This window comes from Amycolatopsis melonis (assembly GCF_040064235.1).
Lineage (GTDB): Bacteria > Actinomycetota > Actinomycetes > Mycobacteriales > Pseudonocardiaceae > Amycolatopsis > Amycolatopsis melonis.
In genome coordinates this window covers 281,456-302,755 of record NZ_JBDZYD010000009.1, presented here as the reverse complement: position 1 = coordinate 302,755, position 21,300 = coordinate 281,456, and the positions used below count along the sequence as shown (strand labels likewise).

General features: G+C 72.5%; 17 protein-coding genes. 5 read left to right on the top strand and 12 right to left on the bottom strand.

Annotation, left to right across the window (positions count from 1 at the left end; translation table 11 throughout):
• A complete protein-coding gene (locus ABJI51_RS25175; RefSeq protein WP_348953869.1) occupies positions 1-1,206 on the bottom strand; it encodes a family 8 glycosyl hydrolase in 1,206 nt (401 codons plus the stop codon).
• Positions 1,207-1,361: 155 nt separating this feature from the next.
• Here ABJI51_RS25175 and ABJI51_RS25170 point away from each other — a divergent pair, with 155 nt between their 5' ends.
• Positions 1,362-1,763, top strand: coding sequence for a PPOX class F420-dependent oxidoreductase (locus ABJI51_RS25170; protein WP_348953868.1), 402 nt, complete (start codon positions 1,362-1,364; stop codon positions 1,761-1,763).
• A 277-nt stretch (positions 1,764-2,040) separates the two neighbouring features.
• Here ABJI51_RS25170 and ABJI51_RS25165 read toward each other — a convergent pair whose 3' ends face one another.
• The 5 genes from ABJI51_RS25165 to ABJI51_RS25145 form a co-directional block, all read right to left on the bottom strand.
• Positions 2,041-2,742 carry a class I SAM-dependent methyltransferase gene (locus tag ABJI51_RS25165; RefSeq protein WP_348953867.1) on the bottom strand — a complete coding sequence of 234 codons (702 nt, stop codon included), beginning with the start codon at positions 2,740-2,742 and terminating at the stop codon, positions 2,041-2,043.
• Entirely contained in the window at positions 2,742-4,295 is a 1,554-nt protein-coding gene (locus tag ABJI51_RS25160; protein ID WP_348953866.1) for an acyl-CoA synthetase, read from the bottom strand. Before ABJI51_RS25160 ends, ABJI51_RS25165 begins: the two co-directional genes overlap by 1 nt.
• Before the next feature lie 87 nt (positions 4,296-4,382).
• Positions 4,383-5,585 carry a GTPase gene (locus ABJI51_RS25155; RefSeq protein ID WP_348953865.1) on the bottom strand — a complete coding sequence of 401 codons (1,203 nt, stop codon included), beginning with the start codon at positions 5,583-5,585 and terminating at the stop codon, positions 4,383-4,385.
• Positions 5,582-7,369: a P-loop NTPase family protein gene (locus ABJI51_RS25150; protein ID WP_348953864.1), complete on the bottom strand. Its 1,788-nt coding sequence runs from the start codon at positions 7,367-7,369 to the stop codon at positions 5,582-5,584. Before ABJI51_RS25150 ends, ABJI51_RS25155 begins: the two co-directional genes overlap by 4 nt.
• Positions 7,370-7,470: 101 nt before the next feature.
• Positions 7,471-8,496 (bottom strand): IniB N-terminal domain-containing protein, encoded by a 1,026-nt coding sequence (locus tag ABJI51_RS25145; protein WP_348953863.1) that lies wholly within the window; start codon positions 8,494-8,496, stop codon positions 7,471-7,473.
• 303 nt (positions 8,497-8,799) lie between these two features.
• Here ABJI51_RS25145 and ABJI51_RS25140 point away from each other — a divergent pair, with 303 nt between their 5' ends.
• Positions 8,800-10,356: a molecular chaperone DnaK gene (locus ABJI51_RS25140; RefSeq protein WP_348953862.1), complete on the top strand. Its 1,557-nt coding sequence runs from the start codon at positions 8,800-8,802 to the stop codon at positions 10,354-10,356.
• 9 nt (positions 10,357-10,365) lie between these two features.
• Positions 10,366-12,774: a helix-turn-helix transcriptional regulator gene (locus tag ABJI51_RS25135; RefSeq protein WP_348953861.1), complete on the top strand. Its 2,409-nt coding sequence runs from the start codon at positions 10,366-10,368 to the stop codon at positions 12,772-12,774.
• A 322-nt stretch (positions 12,775-13,096) separates the two neighbouring features.
• Here the strand turns inward: ABJI51_RS25135 and ABJI51_RS25130 are convergent, their stop codons facing one another.
• From ABJI51_RS25130 to ABJI51_RS25120, 3 genes are read right to left on the bottom strand one after another with little or no spacing between them, the layout of a single operon-like run.
• The gene (locus tag ABJI51_RS25130; protein WP_348953860.1) at positions 13,097-13,840 is read right to left on the bottom strand and encodes a ferredoxin reductase; all 744 of its coding nucleotides are present in this window, start codon (positions 13,838-13,840) and stop codon (positions 13,097-13,099) included.
• Positions 13,810-14,409 (bottom strand): sulfite oxidase-like oxidoreductase, encoded by a 600-nt coding sequence (locus ABJI51_RS25125; protein WP_348953859.1) that lies wholly within the window; start codon positions 14,407-14,409, stop codon positions 13,810-13,812. The genes ABJI51_RS25130 and ABJI51_RS25125 overlap by 31 nt, the downstream gene beginning before the upstream one ends.
• Before the next feature lie 27 nt (positions 14,410-14,436).
• Positions 14,437-15,045, bottom strand: coding sequence for a pentapeptide repeat-containing protein (locus tag ABJI51_RS25120; RefSeq protein ID WP_348953858.1), 609 nt, complete (start codon positions 15,043-15,045; stop codon positions 14,437-14,439).
• 411 nt (positions 15,046-15,456) lie between these two features.
• On the opposite strand from ABJI51_RS25120, the gene ABJI51_RS25115 reads away from it, so the two are divergent.
• A complete protein-coding gene (locus ABJI51_RS25115; protein WP_348953857.1) occupies positions 15,457-15,711 on the top strand; it encodes a hypothetical protein in 255 nt (84 codons plus the stop codon).
• Positions 15,712-15,793: 82 nt separating this feature from the next.
• Complete coding sequence (locus tag ABJI51_RS25110; protein ID WP_348953856.1) at positions 15,794-16,624, top strand: hypothetical protein; 831 nt, start codon at positions 15,794-15,796, stop codon at positions 16,622-16,624.
• Between the two features lie 106 nt (positions 16,625-16,730).
• Here the strand turns inward: ABJI51_RS25110 and ABJI51_RS25105 are convergent, their stop codons facing one another.
• From ABJI51_RS25105 to ABJI51_RS25095, 3 genes are read right to left on the bottom strand one after another with little or no spacing between them, the layout of a single operon-like run.
• Positions 16,731-18,224, bottom strand: coding sequence for a carboxylesterase/lipase family protein (locus ABJI51_RS25105; protein ID WP_348953855.1), 1,494 nt, complete (start codon positions 18,222-18,224; stop codon positions 16,731-16,733).
• Positions 18,224-19,645 carry an ATP-binding protein gene (locus ABJI51_RS25100; RefSeq protein WP_348953854.1) on the bottom strand — a complete coding sequence of 474 codons (1,422 nt, stop codon included), beginning with the start codon at positions 19,643-19,645 and terminating at the stop codon, positions 18,224-18,226. The genes ABJI51_RS25105 and ABJI51_RS25100 overlap by 1 nt, the downstream gene beginning before the upstream one ends.
• Positions 19,642-21,294 carry an FAD-dependent oxidoreductase gene (locus tag ABJI51_RS25095; RefSeq protein ID WP_348953853.1) on the bottom strand — a complete coding sequence of 551 codons (1,653 nt, stop codon included), beginning with the start codon at positions 21,292-21,294 and terminating at the stop codon, positions 19,642-19,644. The genes ABJI51_RS25100 and ABJI51_RS25095 overlap by 4 nt, the downstream gene beginning before the upstream one ends.
• Positions 21,295-21,300 lie beyond the last annotated feature (6 nt).

The following is a 21,300-nucleotide window of genomic DNA, read 5'->3' as shown; positions in this document are numbered from 1 at the left end:
CTACGCGGCCACGTAGTTGCCGCTCAGTACCAGCAGGACCTGGATCGTGATGCCCGTCCCGTAGTAGTCCGTCGCGTCCGGGGACCACGTCGAGACCGCCGTCCACAGCCGGTCCAGCCAGGCCTGGCTGCCCGGGTCCGTCATCGCCGCCACCGCGAACGGGGCCGTGAAGCACGGGTGCTGCCCGCTTTCGGTCTTCGAGCCCGACAGCGAGTAGCCGCTCTGGATCTTTGCCGGGTCGCCGCCCGTTGCGGACTTGATCCACGTGTTCATCTTGCGCACCTGGTTCGCCGCCGCGCTGCCGGGCGCGGTGATCGCGTCCACGCCGAGGCGCCACGGGTCGCGGCAGGCGTTCCAGCTGTACTTGCCGTCGTACGGACCCTCGAGGAAGCCCGACGGCGCCGGCTTGGGCGTCGAGTTCGTGTTGACCACGAAGTCCGGCAGCAGGCCCGTGTTCGGCGCGTACTGCGACTGCAGCTGGCTCACCGCGGTCTCCGACCGGCTGCGGACGGAGTCCCAGAAGCTGTCGCCGGTCGCCTTCGCGAACGCGCGCAGGTGGCCCGGCATCCAGTCCGAGGAGCGCGAGCTGTTGCGGTAGTCCGCGTCGTCGGCCCAGTCGCCGAGCAGCGTGAACTTCGTGGTGCCGTTGACCTCGCTGCGCTTGATCGCGTTGATGATCCGGACGGCTTCGGCCTTGTAGTTGACCGTGCCGGAGCTGCCCCACTTCTTGTCCGCGATCAGCAGGCCGTAGGCGATTTCCAGGTCGCCGTCGGTGGCGGAGTCGCTGCCGTTGACGCTGCGGCAGCTCGAGTCCTGCTCGGCCGCGTGCAGGTCGCGGTCGTTCACCGACGGGTGTGCCTTGACGAACTTGAGTATCCCGTCGACGATCGCGCGGGCCTGCGGGTCCTTCTCGGCCATCATCGCCGAGATCGTGATGCCGTATCCTTCACCCTCGGCGACGAAGGCGTGGTCGGCGTCCTTGGACAGCACCGCGTAGGTGCCGGTGCCGCACTTGGTCGTCAGGAAGTTCTGCTTCCAGAAGTCGTAGTACTTCTGGAGTGCCTGGTCCTGAGTGGCCTGCGAGACGCTGGGCCGCAGGGTGCCCGGCACGTACGGCGTGCCCGCCGCGGACGCGGACGCCGGCACGCTCACCAGCCCGGCGGCGAGCGCGGCCGTGGCCACCACCGCCCGGACGATCTTTCTCATCGCTCCTCCGTAGGACATCGTTGGCTGCGGCGAGGGCGATCAGAGCCTGACACGCGGTTCAAGACCAGGTCAAGACTGTTAGGAAAGTTTCCTTACTATCACTGTGGGTGGGTCTCCCGGCGGCCCCGCCACCCGGACGGGCTAGCGTGGACGTCATGAAGATCGACCTCGACGCCCGCGGCGCGGACTTCCGCGCGTTCTGGACCGAGCGCCACCTGGCCACGCTGACGACGGTCCGCCCGGACGGCACCCCGCACGTCGTCGCGGTCGGCGTGACGGTGGACTTCGAGGCCGGGCTGGCCCGCGTGATCACGTTCGCCTCGTCGGTCAAGGCCCGCATGGTCCGCGCGGCGGGCGAGGCGGGCATCCCGGCCGCGGTCTGCCAGCTCGACGGCCCCCGCTGGTCCACTTTGGAGGGACGAGCGGTCCTGCGCGACGACCCGGAATCGGTGCGGGACGCGGAAAACCGCTACGCCGCCCGCTACCGGCAGCCCAAGCCGAACCCGCAGCGGGTGGTGCTGGAGATCACCGTGACCCGGGTCCTCGGCAACGCCTGAGTCCCGGATCTGCCGCAGCTCGCAGGCGGCCGGTATCGCCCGCCGCCGGTCGTGAGTGAGAAACAGGGTTAGAACACTGTTTCTCACTCACGACCCCTATCGGCGGCGCCCCGGCCCTCTGGAACCGCTCCGGACACCGGCGGAGTGCGCCCGGGTGGGTTGAAAGGCGCTTTCGTCTCGTCTGGTGCAGCGAAAGGGACTTTCCTCGCATCAAACGCCAGGAAAGTCCCTTTCAGCAGGCGCCGATCGGTGGGAGCCAGGCCTGACGTACCGAAACTCACGAGGCTTCCAGGACGAAGAACAGGTAGCTCGGGAACGTGTCCAGGATGGGGAAATCCTCCAGATAGAGCTCCCGGGCCTCGGGCACCGGCCGGGGTTCGTGCAGTGCGGTGATCCGGAACCCGGCCGCGGTGACGGCGTCGGTCATCGCGTGCAGCGGGCGGTTCCAGAAGCTCAGCCGGGTCGTGTGGCCGCCCATCGTCCAGTCCTCGGACCACTGGTAGGTCGCGAAGTAGTCCGGCCGCGGCCCGTTCATGCGGTGCATGACGTTGATCGCCATGGGGTGGTCGACCGAGAAGAGGAACCGGCCGCCCGGGACGAGCACGCGCCGCACCTCGGCCAGCGTCGGTCCCCAGTCCTGCAGGTAGTGCAGCACGAGGGACGACACGACGTCGTCGAACGCGTCGTCGGGGAACGGCAGCGGTTCGGCCAGGTCGGCGACCCGCAGGTCCGCGTCCGGGCCGAGGCGCCGGCGGGCGAGGTCCAGGATGCCGGCGCTCGCGTCGACACCGGTCACGATCGCGCCCCGCTCGCGCAGGGCCGCGGACAGCGGGCCCGCGCCGCAGCCCGCGTCGAGGATCCGCCGCCCGGTCACCTCCCCGGCGAGCGCCAGCATCGCGGGCCGCTCGTACCACGCGTTCATCAGGCTGGTTTCGTTCTCGGCGGCGTAGGCCTCGGCGAAGCCGTCGTAATCGGCCATCAGACGTTCCGGTCCCGGTCCCGCCAGTACGGTTCGCGCAACGACCGCTTGAGGATCTTGCCGGTCGCGTTGCGTGGCAAGGCTTCCAGGACGTCGACACTGCGCGGGCACTTGTAGTGGGCCAGCCGCTCGCGGCAGAACTCCACCAGCTTGCCCGGGTCGAGCTGCTCGCCGGGCTCGGGCGCGACGACGGCCTTGACCTGCTCGCCCCACCGGTCGTCCGGCACGCCGATCACGGCCACCTCGGCGACGCCGGGGAACTCCGCGACCACGCGCTCGACCTCGGGCGAGTAGACGTTCTCCCCACCGGTGATGATCATGTCCTTGACCCGGTCCTCGAGGAACAGGAACCCGCCGTCGTCGAGACGTCCGACGTCGCCCGTGCGCACCCAGCCGTCCACAATGGTCTCCGCGGTCGCCTCGGGTTTGCCGAGGTAGCCCGCCATCCGCTGCTCGGTGCGCACCCAGACCTCGCCTGTCTCGGCATCCTCGCCGGTGACCGGGTCGACGATCCGGATGTCCACTCCGGACAGTGCGGTGCCCGCCGAGGCCAGCCGTTCGGGGCGGCTTTCGTCCCGGTGGGCCTCCGGGGTGAGCGCGGTGACCGCGCCGGACAGCTCGGTCATGCCGTAGACCTGGGCGAACCGGACGTCCGGCCAGGCCGCGAGTACCGTGCGCAGCAACGGAAGCGGCATCGGCGATGCGCCGTAACAGAGGTACTTCAGCCGGGAGAACGCCTTGAGCGCGGCCTCGCCTCCCTGCACGATCCCGGCGACGACGGCGGGCACGAGGAAGGCGTGCGTGATCCCGGCCTGCAGCGCGGCGAACAGCGAAGCCGCGTCGGGCTCGCGCGTCAGGTAGGACGGCTCGCCGTAGAGGAACCCGGAAACCGCGTAGCAGCTGCCGCCGACGTGGAACAGCGGCATGGCGACGAGGTTGACGTCGCCCGGGCCGATCGGGAACGCGGTGCCGGCGGCGAGGCCGTGGGCGAGGACGCTGCGATGCGTCAGGACGGCGCCCTTCGGGAAACCAGTGGTACCACTGGTGTACAGGACGAGGACGCCGTCGCCGGGGTCGACGTCGGCGCCGGGGTGCGGCGCGGCGGAGGTCAGGAAGGACTCGTATTCGTCGGAGTCCCCGCCGACGACGATCACACGTTCGAGGGCGGGCAGCCGGTCGCGGATCGCGTCGAGGGCGGGCCGCAGTTCGGCGCCGACGAAGACGACCCTGGCGCCCGCGTCGTTGAGCACGTAGGCGAGTTCGTCGCCGGAGAGCCGCCAGTTCACGACGGCGTTCGCGGCGCCGAGCCCGGCCGCGGCGAAGGTCGTCTCCAGGCAGGCGGGGTGGTTCTTGTCGACGAAGGCCACGCGGTCGCCGCGGGCGATCCCGGCGGCCGCGAGGGCGCCCGAGAGCCGCCGGACGCGCTCGTCGAACTCCGCCCAGGTCCAGCTCCGGTCCCCGAAGATCAGCGCGGTGTCCTGCGGACGTTCCCGCGCCCAGTGCCCCAGCAGCTCGCCGAACAGCCGGACCCGCGGGCGGTGGTCTTCGGGCATGGTGGAGTCCCTTCGGGCCGGCGCCGGACCATGGCCCGGCCTATCGTGCGCCGCACCCCGGCGAAGGTCAACACCGGGCCGCAAGAGCTACGCGAAGAGCGCCAGCAAGCCTTCCGTGGATCGGACGACCACGTGCGCGGCCGCCCGCTCGGCATGCGGCCGGTCCGGCCGCTCCGCCTCGTGCCGCCACCGCCGCAGCGCGTCGAGACCGGCCTCGTAGATGTCCTCCGGGTCCGCGTCCGGCTCCAGGCCCAGCCGGTCCGCCGGGGCCGTGCCCTGGGCACCCAGCAGCCGGACCGCCTCCTCCGCCGGCTCGCCCGACAGCGCCGTGCGGCCGCCGCGGATGTCGGCGATCAGGCGCAGCTCGCGGAAGTCGTGCGCGGCCGCCGCGAACCGCTCGACCCGGGACACCAGGCGGTCGCCGCCCGGGCGGGGGTGGGCGGCCAGCAGCGTCTCCAGGCGGATGATCGCCGTGCGCGCCTTCAGTGCCTCGGCGCGGGCGACGAAACAGCCGGCCAGCGTGTCGCGGAGTTCGCCGAGACCGCTGCGGCGCACCAGTTCCGCCGACAGCTTGACGCGGTCGTCGCAGCCGGTGCGGATCAGCGTCAGCGCCAGCCGGACGCCGAACATCCCGAAGCGCTCCACCAGCGACCGGCGTGTCTCGACCGGGATCGGGCCGGGGAACGCCGGATCGGTGAACGAGTCCACCGACAGCACGTGCCGTTCCAGCTCTTCGCGCGGCACCGCGGCGAACGCCGCGAGGAGGTCGAACTCGTCGTCGCGCAGCGAGCGGCCGCCGTAGGCCAGCTGCCCGGCCACCGCGATCACGCCAAGGAATCCCGTGCACAGCGGGTCTTCGCGCCAGGCGCGGCGCGCCAGCTGCTTGGCCGTCAGCAGCGCGTCGATCCGGCCCGCGCCGACCTCGTCGGCCCGCGACAGCACCAGCACCGAGTTGACCGCGCTCTGCCGCGCGAACGCCGAGCCGCCCGGCGGGTGCGCCGCCGCCAGCTCGTCCGGTTCGAGGTGCCGCACCAGCCGCACGGTCGCGTCCGGGACCTCGTCGGCCGGGCCGGGATCGTCGAGCAGCACCAGGTCGCGCAGCGCGCGGGTCGGCCACTCGCCGAGCGCCGCGGCGAGCGTCGTCTTGCCCGACGACGGCGCGCCGGCGAACGCCACGCGCAGCGGCTGCTCCAGCCGGTCGAGGCAGTCGTGCAGGACCGCCGAAGCCCGCGGGTCGTCCCGGTAGAGCCCGGCCGCGGCGGACACCAGGTCGCGGACGTCCTGCGTCACGCCGAAAGCTCCCGCCGCCGCTGCCGCCCGGCGATCGTGCCCAGCTCGCCCGCGCGCGAGTGCAGCGCGGCGAGCCGGTCGATCTCGCGGCGGATGTGCCCGGTCCGCCGCTCGCGCTCGGCCGTGCCTGCCAGGATCGTCTCGCGTTCGCGGGTCAGCTCGTCGGCGAGTTCCTCGGCCAGGCCGGTGAAGTGGTCGCGCAGCCGCCGCTGCACCACGCGGATCGCGTCGCGGAACTCCTTGCTGTAGCGCAGGAAGACGTCGTCGACGTGCCGCTGCGCGGCCTGCTTCGCCACGGCCTGCCGCCGCTGCAGCCGCATGCCGCCCTCGTCGCGGATCGTCTTCACGGCGAAGGCGGCACCCGCGCCGAGCGACACCGGGTTGATCAGCGGCAGCCCGAGCCACGGCAGGCTCGTGATCAGGCCGAACATCAGCACACCGCCGTAGGAGCCGCGCAGGCCGGTGAAGGCCTGCTGCCCGATCTTGAACTTCTCGATCTTCGGCCGCCGGACGTCGTCGAGGTGTTCGGCACCCGAACCGTCGAGCGGCAGTTCGGGCAGCGCGTTGTCGTACTGGGCGCCGAAACACGCCGCGACCGCCTGCGCGGTCCACTGCGCCCGCTCGGTCAGCCACGAGTAGTTGGTTTCGACCGCTTCGGTCAGTGCCTCGTCGAGCCACGCCGCGAAGTCGTCCCACACCTTCACCGGGTCGCCCTCGTCGAAGGTCTGGTCGATGGTGGTGACGATCTTGCGGGTGCGCTCGCGCAGGTCGTATTCGACGTCCGCCATGAGATCGGCGATCTCGTCGGAAAGCAGGTTCTGCCAGCGGGTGTTCTGCCGCCGCAGGTCGTCGGCGCGGCGCTGCGCCCGCTGCAGCAGCGCGGCCTGGCCGAGCCCGGCGTCCTGACCCGCGGCCTCGACCCGGTCGCGCAGCGACTCCACGAGTTCCGCGGCGGCGGCCCGCACGCCGACCGCGGCGAGCAGCGCGCGGGACTGCTCCGGCGGCCGCGCGGCCTGCTCGGCGATCCAGGCCAGCAGCTCCGGGAAGCCCGAGCGGGCATTGAGTTCCGGGTCACCCGCCTTCGCGGCGGCCTGGCGGACGACGGCGGAAACCGGCAGGACGGCGGCGTCGATCCCGGTTTCGGCGAGCATCGAGCGGTTCTTCTCGGCGACGGCACGCCACCCGGGGCAGGCGTCGATCTTCGTGAGCGCCAGCACGACGTGCGGGCACCACGTGCGGACGTGCCGGGCGAGCGCCAGCTCGGCGGCGGTCAGCGGCGCGGTCGCGTCCGAGACGAGGATCACCGCGTCGGCTTCGGCGAGCAGGTCGAGGGCGGCGGCGGTCCGTGGTGACCGCGGGTCACCGACCGGCGGGGTGTCGACGAGGACCAGCCCGGCGGAAAGAAGTTCGCGGGGCACCCCGACCTCGACGCGGGTCAGCGTGCCGGCGGGCCGGGCCCCCAGCTCGCCGGGCAGCCGTTCGACCGCGACGGGAATGCGTTCGCGGGACCGGCCGACGAGGGTGGCGGCGGGTTCGGCGGAGTAGGCGATTTCGGTGGGCACCGCGGGGGTCGGCGCGTCGCCGACCGCGCACACGGGCGCGTTCAGCACCGCGTTGAGCAGGTATCCCTTGCCCTGTTTGGGGAAGCCGAGCACGCCGAGCCGGGTCTGCCCGGCGGGGGCGTCCCGGCGTCTGCGCAGGCGCTCGGCGAGATCGGCGCGGCCGTGCGTGCGGCACGCGTCCAGCGTCTCGTTGAGCACTTCGAGCCATGCCGGTGCGGTCACGATGGTCGAGTGTCCCCGGTTCACTCCCCGTGCGCACACCGGGTGCCCGTCCCGCGGCTGCACCCAGACCGCGGGACGGGCACCGGTGACCGGTTCGGGGATCAGTGCCCGAGGATGTGGATCTCGTTGCCCGAGGCCACGTCGCCGATGTGCAGGTTGCCCAGCGCATTGTGGCTGACGTCGGCAACGTCGGAGACGACGTCGTGCACGGCGGTCGCGTTGCCGCCGGCCAGCTCGCCGACCTGGCCGACGGCGTTGTGGTCGACGTCGACGTTGATGCCGGTGGCGTTGGTCACGACGTTGGAGACCTCGCCGAGCGCGCCGTGGCCGCCGTGGTGGTGCTCGCCACCACCGGCGTGGCCGAGGCCGGCGCCCTGCAGGACACCGCTGAAGTCGCCGACCTGGCCGACGATGCCGTCGACCGTGTGGGTCAGGTCACCGCTGACGTCGCCGACGTGCGAGGCGACCTCGTTGGCCGGGCCCGACGCGGTGCTGAGCACCTCGGTGCCGATGGTGTGCGCGGTGCCCACGCCGCCGACGACCGGCTGCTCGGCCAGCGTGGCCAGCGGCGCGATCGAGTTGGCGTCGGTCAGGTAGCCCGGGGCCGCGGTCAGGTTGGCCAGCGCCTGCGAGTCGAGGCCGTTGGCCAGGTCGCCACCGAAGATGGCGCCGGTCACGTTGCCGGCGAGCGCGGTGACGTTGGCGGCGTTGGTGACCTCGTTCACGGCCGGCAGCGAGCCGACACCCGCGACGGCGGGCAGCTCGCCGACACCCGGCAGCTCGCCGACACCCGGGAGCTCGCCGGCACCCGGCAGCGCCGGGACGGCCGGCAGGCCGAGGCCCTGGGTCAGCGCGGTGAGCTGGTCGATGGCGCCCTGGATGCCGGTGGCGTCGGTGCCCACGTTGGTGAGGTCGCCGACCTGCGGCAGCGAGCCGACGGCCGGGAGGCTGTCGACCGGCACGAAGTCGAGCACCAGCGGGATGACCTCGTGCACGTCGGCGGCGCTGACGTCGCCGAGACCGGCGGCAGCGAGGGCGCCCTGCGGGTCCGTCCCGAAGGCCGCGAGCGCGGTCGGGTCGTTGAGCAGGTTCAGGGCGAAGTCGTGCAAGGTCTGCACGGATTCCATGGAGTTTCTCCTGGTCCGGTGGTTCGGGGGACAGCAGCGACCGCAAGGACCGCTGCTCCGCACTCAAGGTAGGGAGACGGTCCCCCAGCGCACATCGGGGATCACTCCGAGTCGCAGTCCGGTCAGCCGATAGGGGATCGATATGTCATCGTTAGGGAGTTAGGGGCTCATCCGAGACGCGCTCAGTTGGGTTAAATCCCTCCAGCCCCTTGCTTGACTAACCCGTTTGGGTGAGGATTCCCCGAGCCCTAGGGGGAATGCCCATACCCCGTTCGGACCCCGAGAGGTGAGGAGGAAGCGCCGTTGCCCTACGTCCTCGGGATCGATGTGGCTCAGGGACGGACCCACGCCGCGACCTGCCGCCGCCAAGGCCCCGGCTGGAGCGAGCCCGAGCCCCTGTGGCTCGGTGAGCGGACGCCCGCGGCGGCGTCCGCGCTGTTCCTCGACGACGAGGGCTACCTGCTGACCGGCGACGCGGCGGCCCAGGCGGGCGCCCAGGTCCCGTCCCGGCTGCTCACCGGCTTCCACCGCCGCATCGGCGACGACGTCCCGATGATGGTCGAAGGCGAGGCGTTCCCGCCCGAGACGCTGACGACGGTGCTGGTCGAGGGCATCGCCGAGCACGCGGCGAACCTCTTCGGCGGTGCCCCGCACCACCTGGTCCTCACGCACCCGGGCGACTGGGGCGGCTACCGCCGCGACGTCCTGCGCAGGGCACTGGCCGACGCGGGCTTCACGGCGGTCACGCTGGTGCCCGGTTCGATCGCCGCCCTCGGCGCGCACCTGCCCCTCCCGGGCCCGGGAACCCAGGTGGCGGGGGTGTGCGAGTTCGGCGCGGACGGCGTGAACGTGACGCTGGCAACGGCCACCGGAGCCGGCGGCTGGCAACTGGGCCAGAGCGCCGAGGGAGTGGCCCCGGCGGCGGCGCTGAGCACGCTGTTCGCGCTGGCCGGAGCGGCGTCGACACCCCCGAAGGGCCTGGCGGGAGTGGTGTTCTGCGGCGACGTCCCCCCGCACGCGGTCCCGCCGCGTCCCCCGTGCCCGATGTTCGCGGGCCCGGTGCCCCCGGCCACGGCGGCCCTCGGCGCGGCAGCGCTCGCGACGTTGCGCGCGGACCACCGGGTGACGCCCCAGGAGCCCCCGGCGGTCGAGACGACGTTGCTGCCGAAGGTGGACACGCTCGGCGAGCTGGGCGAGCGCCCACCCCGGCCCCCGGTGGAGATCACCCCGTTCGAGCTGCCCGAGCGGACGGGCCCGCTGAGCTTGTTCCGCCGCAAGCGCCCCCTCGCGGCGGCGATTCTGGTGCTGGCGACGGCTGCTTCGGCGGGTTTGATCACGTTCACGGCCCGCGAGGCCAATGCGGGGTCGGGGACGGCGCCTCCTGCGCCCACGCCGGTTTCGGGCACGGTGCCGGGTGCTGGCGCTACGCGGCATGCCGGGGGTTCCGCGCCCGGCAGCGTTGCGCCTGCCCACGCCGCGGGGGCCTCACGCGGCACCGCCCCAGCCATCGACGGCTCTGCATCCGGCGGCGGCCTTGCGCCTGCTCACGCCGCGGCCGCCCCACGCGACACCGCGCTGCCTCCCGGCGCCACCCCAGCCACCGGCGGCTCCGCACCCGGCAGCAGCCCAGCGCCTGCCCACGCCGCGGCGCCGCTCCCCGGCAGGGCAGCCACACCCGGGCCCCCGCTGGCCCCCGGCGCCACCCCTGCCCCCGGCAGCGGCCCTGCACCTGCCCACGCCGCGGCCGCCACCGGCGCCAGAGCGTTTCCTGGTCCGGCGCCCGCCCCCGGCTACTTCCCCGCCCCGTCCTCCTCCCCCCGCTCCGAGCCACTGCGCCCGCCCCGGCGCCCCCTCCGGTGAAGGTCACTGTTGAACACACTGCTCACGCAGGTCACCCCGCTCCACTCCGTCCCCGTGCATCCGGCGGCGCGGCAGCTGCTCGACCGGGTCTCCGCCGATCCCGGTGCTCCGCTGCGGCTGGCCGTCGTTGCTCCCGGCGGGTACGGCAAGAGCGTCCTGCTCGCCGCTCTCGACCGCTGTTACCGGGATGCCGGGGTCGAGGCCGTGCTCGTCGACGATGCCGACCGGCTCGGGCCCGACCAGCTCGAAGAACTGCTCGCCGGGGCGGATGGGCCGATCGTCGTCGCGCACCGGCCCGCCGCGGTGGCGCCCGGGTGGACCTTGCTGCAGCTCGGCCCGCTCGGCGTCGACGACATCGCGCGGCTGATGACCGCCGTGACGGGTGCTCCCGCCGATCCGGCCGCCGCCGCGGAGCTGCATGCCCGCAGCGGGGGCGTGCCGCGGCTGGCCGAACGGGCGCTGCTCGGGCGGCTGGAGGAGTTCCGGCCGGAGCTGGACGAACTCGACGACGATGTCCTGCGCTACCTCATCGCGGCCGAAGCGGGCGCCGGACGCAACCTCGACCTGCTGTGTGCGCTGCTGGACCGTGGGCCCGAGCAGCTGCCCGGCATCGTCGAAGGCGCCCGCGCGACCGGCCTGCTCGCCCCGGACGACACGCTGCTGCCCCTGGCCGCGGCCGCCGTCCGGGACTTCGGGCCGCCCGCCCGGCGGCTGACCACCGTGCAGCGGCTGGTCGAACTGCAGCTGGCCGACGGCCTCCCGGTGCTCGAGCTGGCCCAGTCCCTGCTGGGCACGGGCAGTTCCGGCACGTCGGCGGCGGCCGCGTTCGCCGCCGCGGCGGGGGAAGCGCTTCCGACGGACGCTCGGCTCGCGACCCGGTTGTTCGAAGCCGCCGCCGAGGCGGGTGACCGCTCGTCCGCCGTCATGACCGGCTGGGCACGCGCCGCGGCGCTGTCCGGCGACCTCGACACGGCGCTGCGCCTCGGCGACGGGATGCTCGGCGACGCCGACGCGGAAACCCGCGCGGCGGGCGCCGCGATCGCCGCGACCGTGCTGGCCCACCGCGGCGAACTGGCCCGCAGCGCCGAGCTGTACCACTGGGCGTCCCGCACCGCCGCCCAGCCGACGGCGAACTGGGCGGGCGCCGACGCGTTCGCGGCGATCGCGCTGGCCGGCACCGGCGACGTCGACGGCGCCCGCCGTCTGCTCGACGCGCCGGCGCCGGGTGTCGCGCCGACGCTGTTCGCGGGCGCGGCCACCCGGATGGCGCGCGGCATCACCGACTCGGTGTCCGGCTGCGCGACGGAGACGTTGTCCACGCTGCTCGGCGCGGCGGCGATGCTGGAACCCGCACTGGGCGGCACGCTGCTGCCGGACAGCCCGGCCGCGCTGGCCGCGCTCACCGCGCTGCACACCGGCGAGCTGGCGCTGGCGGAGTCGGTGCTGACCCGCGCGCTGGACGGGCGGATCGGCGGCGACCTCCTGGCCGTCCGGCACCGGCTGCTGCTGGGCTGGGTGGCGATGACGGCAGGCGACCTCGCCACGGCGGCCGAGCACCGCGACGCGGTTGCGGGCCGTCCGCTGGAAGCCCGCGACGAGCTGTTCTTCGCGACGCTGGAGCTGGGCCTGGCGCGGCGGGCGAGCGACCTCGTCGGGCTGCAGCGGTCGTGGAACCGCGCGTACCAGGCGTCGATGCGCCAGCAGACGGACCTGTTCTCGCTGCTGCCGCTGGGCGAGCTGGCGATCGCCGCGGCCCGCACGGGCGCCTTCGCGAAACTGGCGGGACAGCTGGAACGGGCCCACGGCTTGCTTTCCCGGCTGTCCGAGCCTCCACTGTGGACGGTCTCGCTGGTCTGGCACGAGCTGCACGCGGCCATCACACTGGAGGACGCGGAGGCGGCCGAGACCCACCTGGCAACGTTGAGCAGGCACGCCCACTGCGGCCGCCACCCCCAGGCCCTGGCCACCGCGGCCGAGTGCTGGCTGGCGGTCCTGGGCGGCAGCTTCGCCCCGGACGCGATCGCGGCCGCGGCGGCCGAGCTGCACGACCTGGGCCTCCGCTGGGACGCGGCCCGCCTGGCCGGCCAGGCGGCGATCCGGACATCCGACCGCAAGGCAATGGTCCAGCTCCTGGAGGCGGCCCGCCAGTTCCAGGGAACGGCGGCCCGCCGCGACCCGGGAACGACGGAACCCTCGGCGGCGGGCGCGGGCCTGGCGGCCCTGAGCGAGCGAGAGCTGGAAGTGGCCCGGCTGGTGGTCGACGGCCTGACGTACAAGCAGGCGGGCAGCAAGCTGTTCATTTCGGGCAAGGCGGTGGAGCACCACATGGCCCGCATCCGCGGCAAGCTCGGCGCGGCGGACCGGCGGGAGCTGCTGGCCACGCTGCGCGAACTGCTGTCCCGGCCGGACGCACCCTGAGGTCTCGCACGTACGGCCGGGACAATTTGGGACGGTGACGATCTCCGAAGACCAGGACCGCCTGCTCGCAGGGCCGCGACGGGCAATGGAGCGGATCGGCTGCTCGAGCATCTGGCGCAGTACCGCCTGACGGACGCCGACGTGGAAACGCCCTCAGAACGCTGGGCGAGGAAGTGCTGCGCAGCGGGACGGCCTGGTGGATGAACGGCGCGCTCGAAGCTGCCGGGCATCTGGGTGACACCGACCTTCTCGAGCGAGGCCGGGAGCTGCACCGGGCGGCCGACGAGGCAACAACGCCGACCCCGCTCCGGACGGGCAACCGTCAGTCGCGGCTGGGGCCGAAGCGTTCCGTGCGGATGCGGTGCGGGTCGTGGCCGAGGGCCAGCAGGATGTCCGCCGCCGTTTCGACGAAACCTGTTGGGCCGCAGACGAAGCACGATGCGCCGAACTCTGCCGGCCAGCCTGCCGTGTTGAGCGTCGCCACGTCGATGCGCCGTGGGATTCCCGGGCGGCCTTCCGGCAGCTCTCGCGTGTACACATACGTGACGTCCAGGCCCGCCACCGGTTTGCGCAGCTCGTCCGCGTAGTACTGCTCCGCCGGGGTGCGCAGCGAGTAGATCAGCTTGAACGGGGTGCGGACGCCCGCCGCGCGGCGGGCGCGGATCATCGCCATCAGGGGCACGATGCCCGAGCCGCCCGCGATGAGCAGGACGGGGGCCGGGTCCGTGGGTCGCCAGACGAACCAGCCGCCCACCGGGCCGCGGACCTCGACCGGGTCGCCGATCGCGTACGGGCCGGTGAGGTGCTCGGACACCTCGCCGTCGGCGACGCGCTGGACCGTCAGCTCCACCCGGTCGCCGTCGGCAGGCGCGGCGAGCGAGTAGCTGCGCTGCGCGCGGTAGCCGTCCGCGGCCGTGAGCCGGACGTCGACGTGCTGGCCCGCCAGGTGTCCCGGCCAGCCGGGCAGGTCGAAGACGAGCGTGCGCGCCGTCGGCGTCTCGTCGCGGAATCCGGCCAGGCGGGCGACCCGCCAGGCTAGTCGCCCTGATACCGCTGTTCGCGCCATGGATCCCCGTAGTCGTGGTAGCCGGCGTTTTCCCAGAAGCCCGGCTCGTCCCGGGTCTTCAGCTCCAGCCCGCGCACCCACTTCGCGGACTTCCAGAAGTACAGGTGCGGCACGAGCAGCCGCGCCGGGCCGCCGTGCTCGGGCGTGAGCGGCTTGCCGCCGTACTCGTAGGCGATCCAGGCCTGGCCGTCGAGCAGGTCGGCCAGCGGCAGGTTCGTCGTGTAGCCGCCATAGGAGTGCACCATGACGTAGTCGGCTTCGGTGTCGAGCCCGCCGACCAGCGTGTCCACCGGGACGCCGCGCCACCGGGTGTCCAGTTTGGACCACTGGGTGACGCAGTGGATGTCCACTGTGGGCTTCTCGCTCGGCAGGGCCATCAGCTCGGCCCAGCTCCAGCTGTGCTTCTCGCCCGTCTCGGTGGTGACGGTGAATTCCCACGTCTCCGTGCGCACGCGCGGCGTCGGGCCAGCCGACAGCACCGGGAAGTCCTGCGCCAGGTACTGCCCGGGTGGCAGGCGCGAGTCGCCGCTGCGGGCCCGGCCCTGGAAACCCGGTGTCACGACACCCATGCGCACTCCTTCCGGATCCTGCCGAGCCTACGCGCGGACCTGCAGCCCCAGCGACGTGACGAGCACCGCAGCCTGTTCGGGTGACACGATCGCCCCGGCCAGCTCGGCGTCGAGCGGGTCGAGCGCCGAGAGGTCACTGCCCCGCAGATCGGCGCGCGCCAGCTTGACGGCGTGCAGCACCGCCGCCGACAGGTCGACGTCGGCGAACACCGCCCCGGCGCAGTCCGCCCCGCTGAGGTCGGCTTCCCGCATCCGCACACCGTGGAAGGCGACCGCACGCAGGTCGGCCCCCGCCAGCCCGGCGAACGACCAGTCCCCACCGGTGACCCGCAGCGGCCGCAGCTCGCACTCGCTGAAGGTGGCACCGACAAGCTTGCACCCGGTGAACTCGGCGTCGAAGAAGTTGCACCGCTTGAAGGCGCAGCCGGTGAAGGCCGAGTCCGTGTGCCGCGAAGCGTTGAAGCGCACGTTGCCGAACACGCAGTCGGTGAACACGGAGTTCCGGGTGACCGCCTCCGAGAAGTCGGTCTCGTGGAACTCGCACCGCACGTAGTGGCGGCCGGTGATCTCCTCTCCGTACCAGTCGTCGCGGACGAACCGTTGCTCCTCGACGGGGTCTTGCGTGGCCTCCGGCATCCCGCCAGGTTAGTGGCCGGACCGGCTTTCCGGGCGGTGCCGTCCGGGCCGGACCTACCTGCCGTCATCGGGACGAGATGGGTGGCCACGGTGGGTGGCTCGCGGTCGGTGGCTTGCGGTCGGTGGCTAGGGGTGGGTGGCTGGGAACGGGTGGCTCGCGGTGGGTGGCCGCGGCGGGTGGCTCGCGGTCGGTGGCTCGGGGTGGGTTGCTCGCGGTCGGTGGCTAGGGGCGGGTGGCTCGCGGCGGCTGGCCGGGGACGGGCGGCCACCGTGGGTGGCTGGGAGTGGCCGGAGAGCAACGGGAGCGGCCGAACGGCGCAATCTTCTGCCTGGCGCGTTTGATCAGTCACCCGATACGGGAATTTTCGGGGCATGTCTCCTTGGCGAACCACCACCAGACGGAACACGGCCGTGCGGGTCATCACGGCGATCGGCGCGATCTTCGCGGGGATCGAAGTTCTCTACATGATCATGGTGCTCGCCGGTGCCAATGCCGGCAACGCCTTCTTCCAGTTCATCAAGTCACTGGCGGTTCCTCTCGCGTTGTTCTTCCCGGGCCTGTTCCCGGTGGACAGCCCCAGCCTGGCCGTCATTCTCGACTTCGGCCTGGCCGCGGTGTTCTGGCTGGTCGTGACCGGCATCATCGCCCGCTTCGCGGGCCGGTGACCCGGCTGCGATCCGCTGCGCAGGCCCGCCGCGGGACCACCCGCCGTCGGCGCCGCCCGTGTCCTTCGGCGACACTGGGCGGATGAGCGACGGCAGGTGGTTCGACGGCTGGTCCCCCTGGCCCGAGCTGGCCGGGCTGGCCGCGGCCGGGCGTTCCCTGCTGCCCAACGTCCCGGTCACGCCGGCCGCCTTGGCGCGCACGGTCACCGAGCAGCTCGTCGGCCGCAGGCTGACCGCCACCGTGGGCGACCGCGAAGTCGGCCTCACCCTCACCGAACTCGACTACCCGGCCGACAGCCTCCGGCTGGCCACCGGCCGCCTCGGCGACGTCCGGATCGTCGCCGAGGACATCGACTGGCCGGAACCTGCGCCGGACAGCGATGAAGACAGCGGCAGCATTCCGCTGCGCCGCGTCACCGTGCTCGCCGAAGACGTCCGCCTCCGTTCGCTGCCCACGCCGGCCGCCAAGCCCGCGCGCGTGCAGCTGCAGATCGCGGTGTCCGCCGATGTGCTGCGGGAGCGGGTGGCGAAAGCCCGCCCCGGCATCGTCGCGGACCCGGCCGGTTCCGGGCTGCTGCAGATCCGCTGGGCCAAGCACCCGCGCTGGGGCCACCTGACCCTGCGGCCGCAGGTGGCGGACGACGCCGTGGTGCTCGTGCCGCAGACCCTCCACATCGGACAGCGGAAGCTGCGCCCGCCTCGGGCCTTCCATCCCATCGTGCTTCCCCTGCCGGAACTCCCGACGGGGATAACTCTGACCAAAGTGGAGCCACGGCACGGCGAACTCGTGCTGCACGCAGTGGCGGCGGAATGGCCGGACCGGCTTTCCCGCATTCCCCTGACGGATCTGCTGACCTGGCTGACCACGGCAGCCGTGACCCTGACTCTGCCGAAACTCGGTACGCGCCCATAGCTCTTCCCTTCGTGCAGTGCGAGCCGCGGTCGGCCCGCACCCACGAAGCTACTCGAACGCGCGTTCGACAGTCATCACTCACACGGGTACAGCTCGGAAAGTCTTGCTACACAACGGGAAACCAGGTCCCGGACGCCCATTCGGCGTCACCCCAGGCCGCCCGCTCGTCCGCACGCGGGTCGAGCACGAGGTCCGTGTCCTCCCGGAACACCATGACCGGCCGCAGTTCCGGCCCGTACACCGGCCATTCCGGACCGTCCGCGGAGGCGGCACCGTCGTGGACGAACCGCACCCAGCACCGGTGGATGAGCAGCGCCGCGCGTTCCCGGGCCGGGTTCACCGAGGTCGCCTGCGCGGCGAGCGGCAGCGGAACCTTCCACGCCATCGTGGTTTCCGTGCCGTGGCCGCCGTCGAGCTGTTCGGGCACGCCGGGTGCGGCGATGTCGATCCGGTAGCGGTACACGGGCGCGTGCGCGGACTGCGCGTCGGCCAGCCGCTGCGTCGGAATGCCGTACCGCTCGTCCCCCAGTGCGGCGATCTTCGCGGCCTTAAGGTCGGGAACGCGGCGAAGGTACGTCTCGAGAAGCCGCGAAGCGCCGTCGTCGCCGAGAATCCCCGCGAGGACATCGGACGCCGGAGCCGTCGCGACGTCGTCGCCGAGCATCATCGCGTACGTGCTGCCTTCGTTGCTGTTGCAGCCGATCAGCAGCGGGATCCCCGCCGCGCTCCCCCGGCGGATCGGCTCGATCGGCACCTCCGGCAGCACGCGCGGGTGCAGTGTCGGGCGCCAGAGCCACAGCGCCTGGAAGCCGGTGAGAATCCGTTCCTGCGCCTCGACGAACTCCTTGGCGGGCATCGATCGCAGCGTGGCGATGTCGTGGCAGCCGACTTCGTCCAGGAACCGCCGCGCCAGCGCCGTCCCGGCTTCCGGCGTCGCCACGTGATCGGCACCGCCGGAACTGCTGATGGCCTGCGCGAACAACCCCCTGCCGAGCGGGCTGCCCATCAGGTTCCCGACGCTCTTCGCGCCCGCGGACACGCCGTAGACGGTGATCCGCGCCGGATCGCCGCCGAACGCGGAGATGTTGCGGCGCACCCATTTCAGGGCCTCGATCTGGTCCAGCAGGCCGCACACGCCGGCGTCCGTTTCGGACTCGCCGAAGATCACACCCAGGTGCAGGAAACCCAGCGAGCCGAGCCGGTAGTTGATCGTGACGACGACGATCCCGGCGCGCGTGAACTCCTCGCCGTCGCCGAGCTGCTCGCCGTGCCCGACGCGGTAACCGCCGCCGTGCAGCCAGAACAGCACCGGCCACCCGCGCTCGGGCGCGGGCCCTTCCGGCGTGCAGACGTTGAGGTACAGGCAGTCCTCGTCGCACGCGGCCGACGGGTTCATCGGATCCGGCGGCTGCATCGCGTGCGGGCCGTACTCCGTCACGACGTGCACGCCCCCGGACAGCGACGGCGGCTGCGGCGCCCGCCACCGCAGCTCGCCGACCGGCGGGCGGGCGTACGGGATGCCGCGCCAGACGCGGACGCCGTCGCCCGCCAGCCCCACCAGCGTCCCGAGCTCGGTCGTGACCGCCGGGACGGACGCCATCAGAGCGAGGCCTGCTCGGCCGTCGGCAGGCAGACCTCGAACCGGGTGTTCCCCGGCTCCGATTCGACGCGCAGGTCACCCTGGTGGCGTTCGACGACGATCTTCCACGAGATGTCCAGGCCGAGGCCGGTGCCTTCGCCGACCGGCTTGGTCGTGAAGAACGGCTCGAAGATCCGCGGCTTGATGTCGGCGGGGATGCCGGGACCGGTGTCGCCGATTTCGACGCGGACCTGATCATTGACGCGCCATGTGCGCAGCGTCAGCGTGCCCTCGCCGTGCATCGCGCCGAGCGCGTTGTCGATGATGTTCGTCCAGACCTGGTTCAGCTCGGCCGGGTACGCCGGGATCTTCGGCAGGTCGCGGTCGTACTCCTTGACGACGCGGATGCCGTCGCCGATCTTGCCCGAGAGCATCACCAGCGTGGAGTCGAGCCCGTCGTGGACGTCGATCCACTGGTGCGGCGCGCGGTCCATCTGGGAGTACTGCTTGGCCTTGCCGACCAGCGCCGAAATGCGGGTCGTGGAGTCCTCGATCTCGCCCATCAGCATCTCGGTCTCGAGCGCGTAGGCGAGCCAGCGGACGGCGCCGTCCATGAAGGTGTCGCCGACCTGCTCCAGCACGTTGTCCAGGTCGGACGTGGTCAGCCCGGCGCGGACGTAGATGTCGGCGAGGTCCCAGCCGCCGTCGATGCCGTGGTCGTCGAACCAGTCGCCGATCTCGTCCTCGCGGTCGGCCTGCTGCATGGCGGTCAGCTTCTCCGCCTGCGCGACCTGCTTGACGAGGCGTTCCTGGACGTCGATGAGCTGGTGGAGCAGCTCCGGCTCGATGTCCTTCTTCGCCAGGAAGGCCAGCTTGTGCCGCATCCCGGCGACCCGCTCGCGCAGCGACGCCGTGGCCCGCACGGCCGCGGCCGCCGGGTTGTTCAGCTCGTGCGTCAGGCCCGCCGAGAGTTCGCCGAGGGCGAGCAGGCGACGGCGGGAGCCGATCACGGTGTCGCTGTTGCGCCAGCCGAGGTACATGCCCTCCAGCAGGTGCGTGGCCATCGGGAACCACTTACGGAACTCGACGGAGAACTCCGCGGCGGGCAGCGCGAGCAACGTCAGGTCGCTCAGCGCCTGCACCGACGCGCCGTAGCGGTGCTCGGCTTCCTGGTGGACGAAGAACTGCGTCGCGCCGAAGTAGGCGCCGCGCTGGTCGGAGCGGTTGGTTTCGATCTCGGTGCCGCTGACCAGCCGGGTCATCCGGACGGCGCCGTTGAGGATCACGTAGAAGCAGGTCGCCTCGTCGCCCTCGCGGATGACCGTGGTGTCGCCCGCGTACTCCTCGAGCACGGCGTTGGCGGCGACCCAGTCGAGCTGCTCCTCGGAAAGGTGTTCGAACAGGAAGAGGCCGCGAAGCTCTTCCCGCGGCAGTGCGCTCATTGTTCCTCCAGGTACCGGTGTACCAGGGTGACGGCCATCGCGCCCTCGCCGACCGCGGAGGCCACCCGCTTGACCGACTGGGACCGCACGTCGCCTGCCACGAACACGCCGGGGATCGACGACTCCAGGTAGTGCGGATCACGGTCGAGCGGCCAGCCCGGCGGCCGCTGCCCCGCGGTCAGCAGGTCAGGGCCGGTGCGGACGAAGCCGTGGTCGTCGCGCAGGATCGCCTCGCCGAGCCAGTCGGTGCGCGGCGCGGCGCCGATGAAGATGAACAGGTGGCCGGTCTCGACCGTCTCGGTGACGCCGTTCTCGCAGAGCGTGATGCGCTCGAGGTGGTCGTCGCCGTGTGCCGCCTTGACCGTGGTGTGCGTGCGGACGTGGATGTTCCCGATGCCGGCGATCTGCTCGATCAGGTAGTGCGACATCGACGCCTCCAGCGACGCGCCGCGCACCAGGATCGTGACGTCGCTGGCGTGCTTGGCGAAGAACACCGCGGCCTGCCCGGCGGAGTTCGCGCCGCCGACGATGTAGACGTGCTCGCCCTTGCACTCGGGCGCCTCGGTCGCGGCCGAGCCGTAGTAGACGCCGCGGCCGGTCAGCTCGGCGACGCCGTCGGCCTCCAGCGCGCGGTAGGTGACGCCGCTGGCCAGGATCACCGCGTGCGCGGCGATCTCGGTGCCGTCGCCGAAGGTGATCACCCGGGACGAGCCGCGGGCCTCCAGGCCCACGACGTCACGGGCGGTCAGCACCTCGGCGCCGAACTTCTGGGCCTGGCGCCGCGCCCGGTCGGTCAGCTGCGCGCCGGAGACGCCGTCGGGGAAGCCGAGGTAGTTCTCGATGCGTGAGCTGGTCCCGGCCTGGCCGCCGGTGGCCTTCTTCTCGACCAGGACCGTGCGCAGGCCCTCGGACGCGCCGTACACCGCGGCGCCGAGCCCGGCCGGGCCGCCGCCGATCACGACCAGGTCGTAGAACTCCTGCGCCGGGCGGGTCGACAGGCCGACCGCGTCGGCGATCTCGCTGCCGGTCGGCTGCTTGAGGACGGTGCCGTCCGGCGTGACGACCACCGGGATGTCGGTCTCGGTGGCCTCGGCGGCCTGGAGCAGGCGCCTGCCCTCGTCCTCGTCGACGGAGTACCAGCGATACGGCACGGCGTTGCGCGCGAGGAAGTCGCGCATGTGGAACGACGGCGACGAGTACTTGTGGCCGAGAAGCTTGACCTCCTCGACCGGCCGGTCCCCGACCGCCTTCCAGGTCTCGACCAGTGCGTCGATCACCGGGTAGAGCTTCTCCTCCGGCGGGTCCCACGGCTTGAGCAGGTAGTGGTCGACGTCGACGACGTTGATCGCCTGGATGGCGGCGTCGGTGTCGGCGTAGGCGGTCAGCAGGGCACGGCGGGCGTGCGGGAACAGGTCCATCGCCTTCTCGAGGAAGGCGATCCCGTCCATCTGCGGCATCCGGTAGTCGGCGAGGATCGCCGCGACGGCGTCGCCGCGCAGCTTGATCTCGCGCAGCGCGTCGAGGGCGTCCGGGCCGGAGTCGGCGCGGATGACGCGGTAGTCCTTCCCGTAGCGCCGGCGCAGGTCACGGGCGACCGAGCGGGACACGGCGGGATCGTCGTCGACGGTCATCAGGATCGGCTGGCTCACGGATGC

Coding starts and splice junctions, on each gene's coding strand:
- ABJI51_RS25130 (WP_348953860.1), bottom strand. CDS start 13,840: ATGGCGCGAACAGCGGTATCAGGGCGACTAGCCTGGCGGGTCGCCCGC.
- ABJI51_RS25165 (WP_348953867.1), bottom strand. CDS start 2,742: ATGGCCGATTACGACGGCTTCGCCGAGGCCTACGCCGCCGAGAACGAA.
- ABJI51_RS25160 (WP_348953866.1), bottom strand. CDS start 4,295: ATGCCCGAAGACCACCGCCCGCGGGTCCGGCTGTTCGGCGAGCTGCTG.
- ABJI51_RS25105 (WP_348953855.1), bottom strand. CDS start 18,224: ATGGCGTCCGTCCCGGCGGTCACGACCGAGCTCGGGACGCTGGTGGGG.
- ABJI51_RS25170 (WP_348953868.1), top strand. CDS start 1,362: ATGAAGATCGACCTCGACGCCCGCGGCGCGGACTTCCGCGCGTTCTGG.
- ABJI51_RS25175 (WP_348953869.1), bottom strand. CDS start 1,206: ATGAGAAAGATCGTCCGGGCGGTGGTGGCCACGGCCGCGCTCGCCGCC.
- ABJI51_RS25125 (WP_348953859.1), bottom strand. CDS start 14,409: ATGGGTGTCGTGACACCGGGTTTCCAGGGCCGGGCCCGCAGCGGCGAC.
- ABJI51_RS25120 (WP_348953858.1), bottom strand. CDS start 15,045: ATGCCGGAGGCCACGCAAGACCCCGTCGAGGAGCAACGGTTCGTCCGC.
- ABJI51_RS25110 (WP_348953856.1), top strand. CDS start 15,794: ATGAGCGACGGCAGGTGGTTCGACGGCTGGTCCCCCTGGCCCGAGCTG.
- ABJI51_RS25145 (WP_348953863.1), bottom strand. CDS start 8,496: ATGGAATCCGTGCAGACCTTGCACGACTTCGCCCTGAACCTGCTCAAC.
- ABJI51_RS25100 (WP_348953854.1), bottom strand. CDS start 19,645: ATGAGCGCACTGCCGCGGGAAGAGCTTCGCGGCCTCTTCCTGTTCGAA.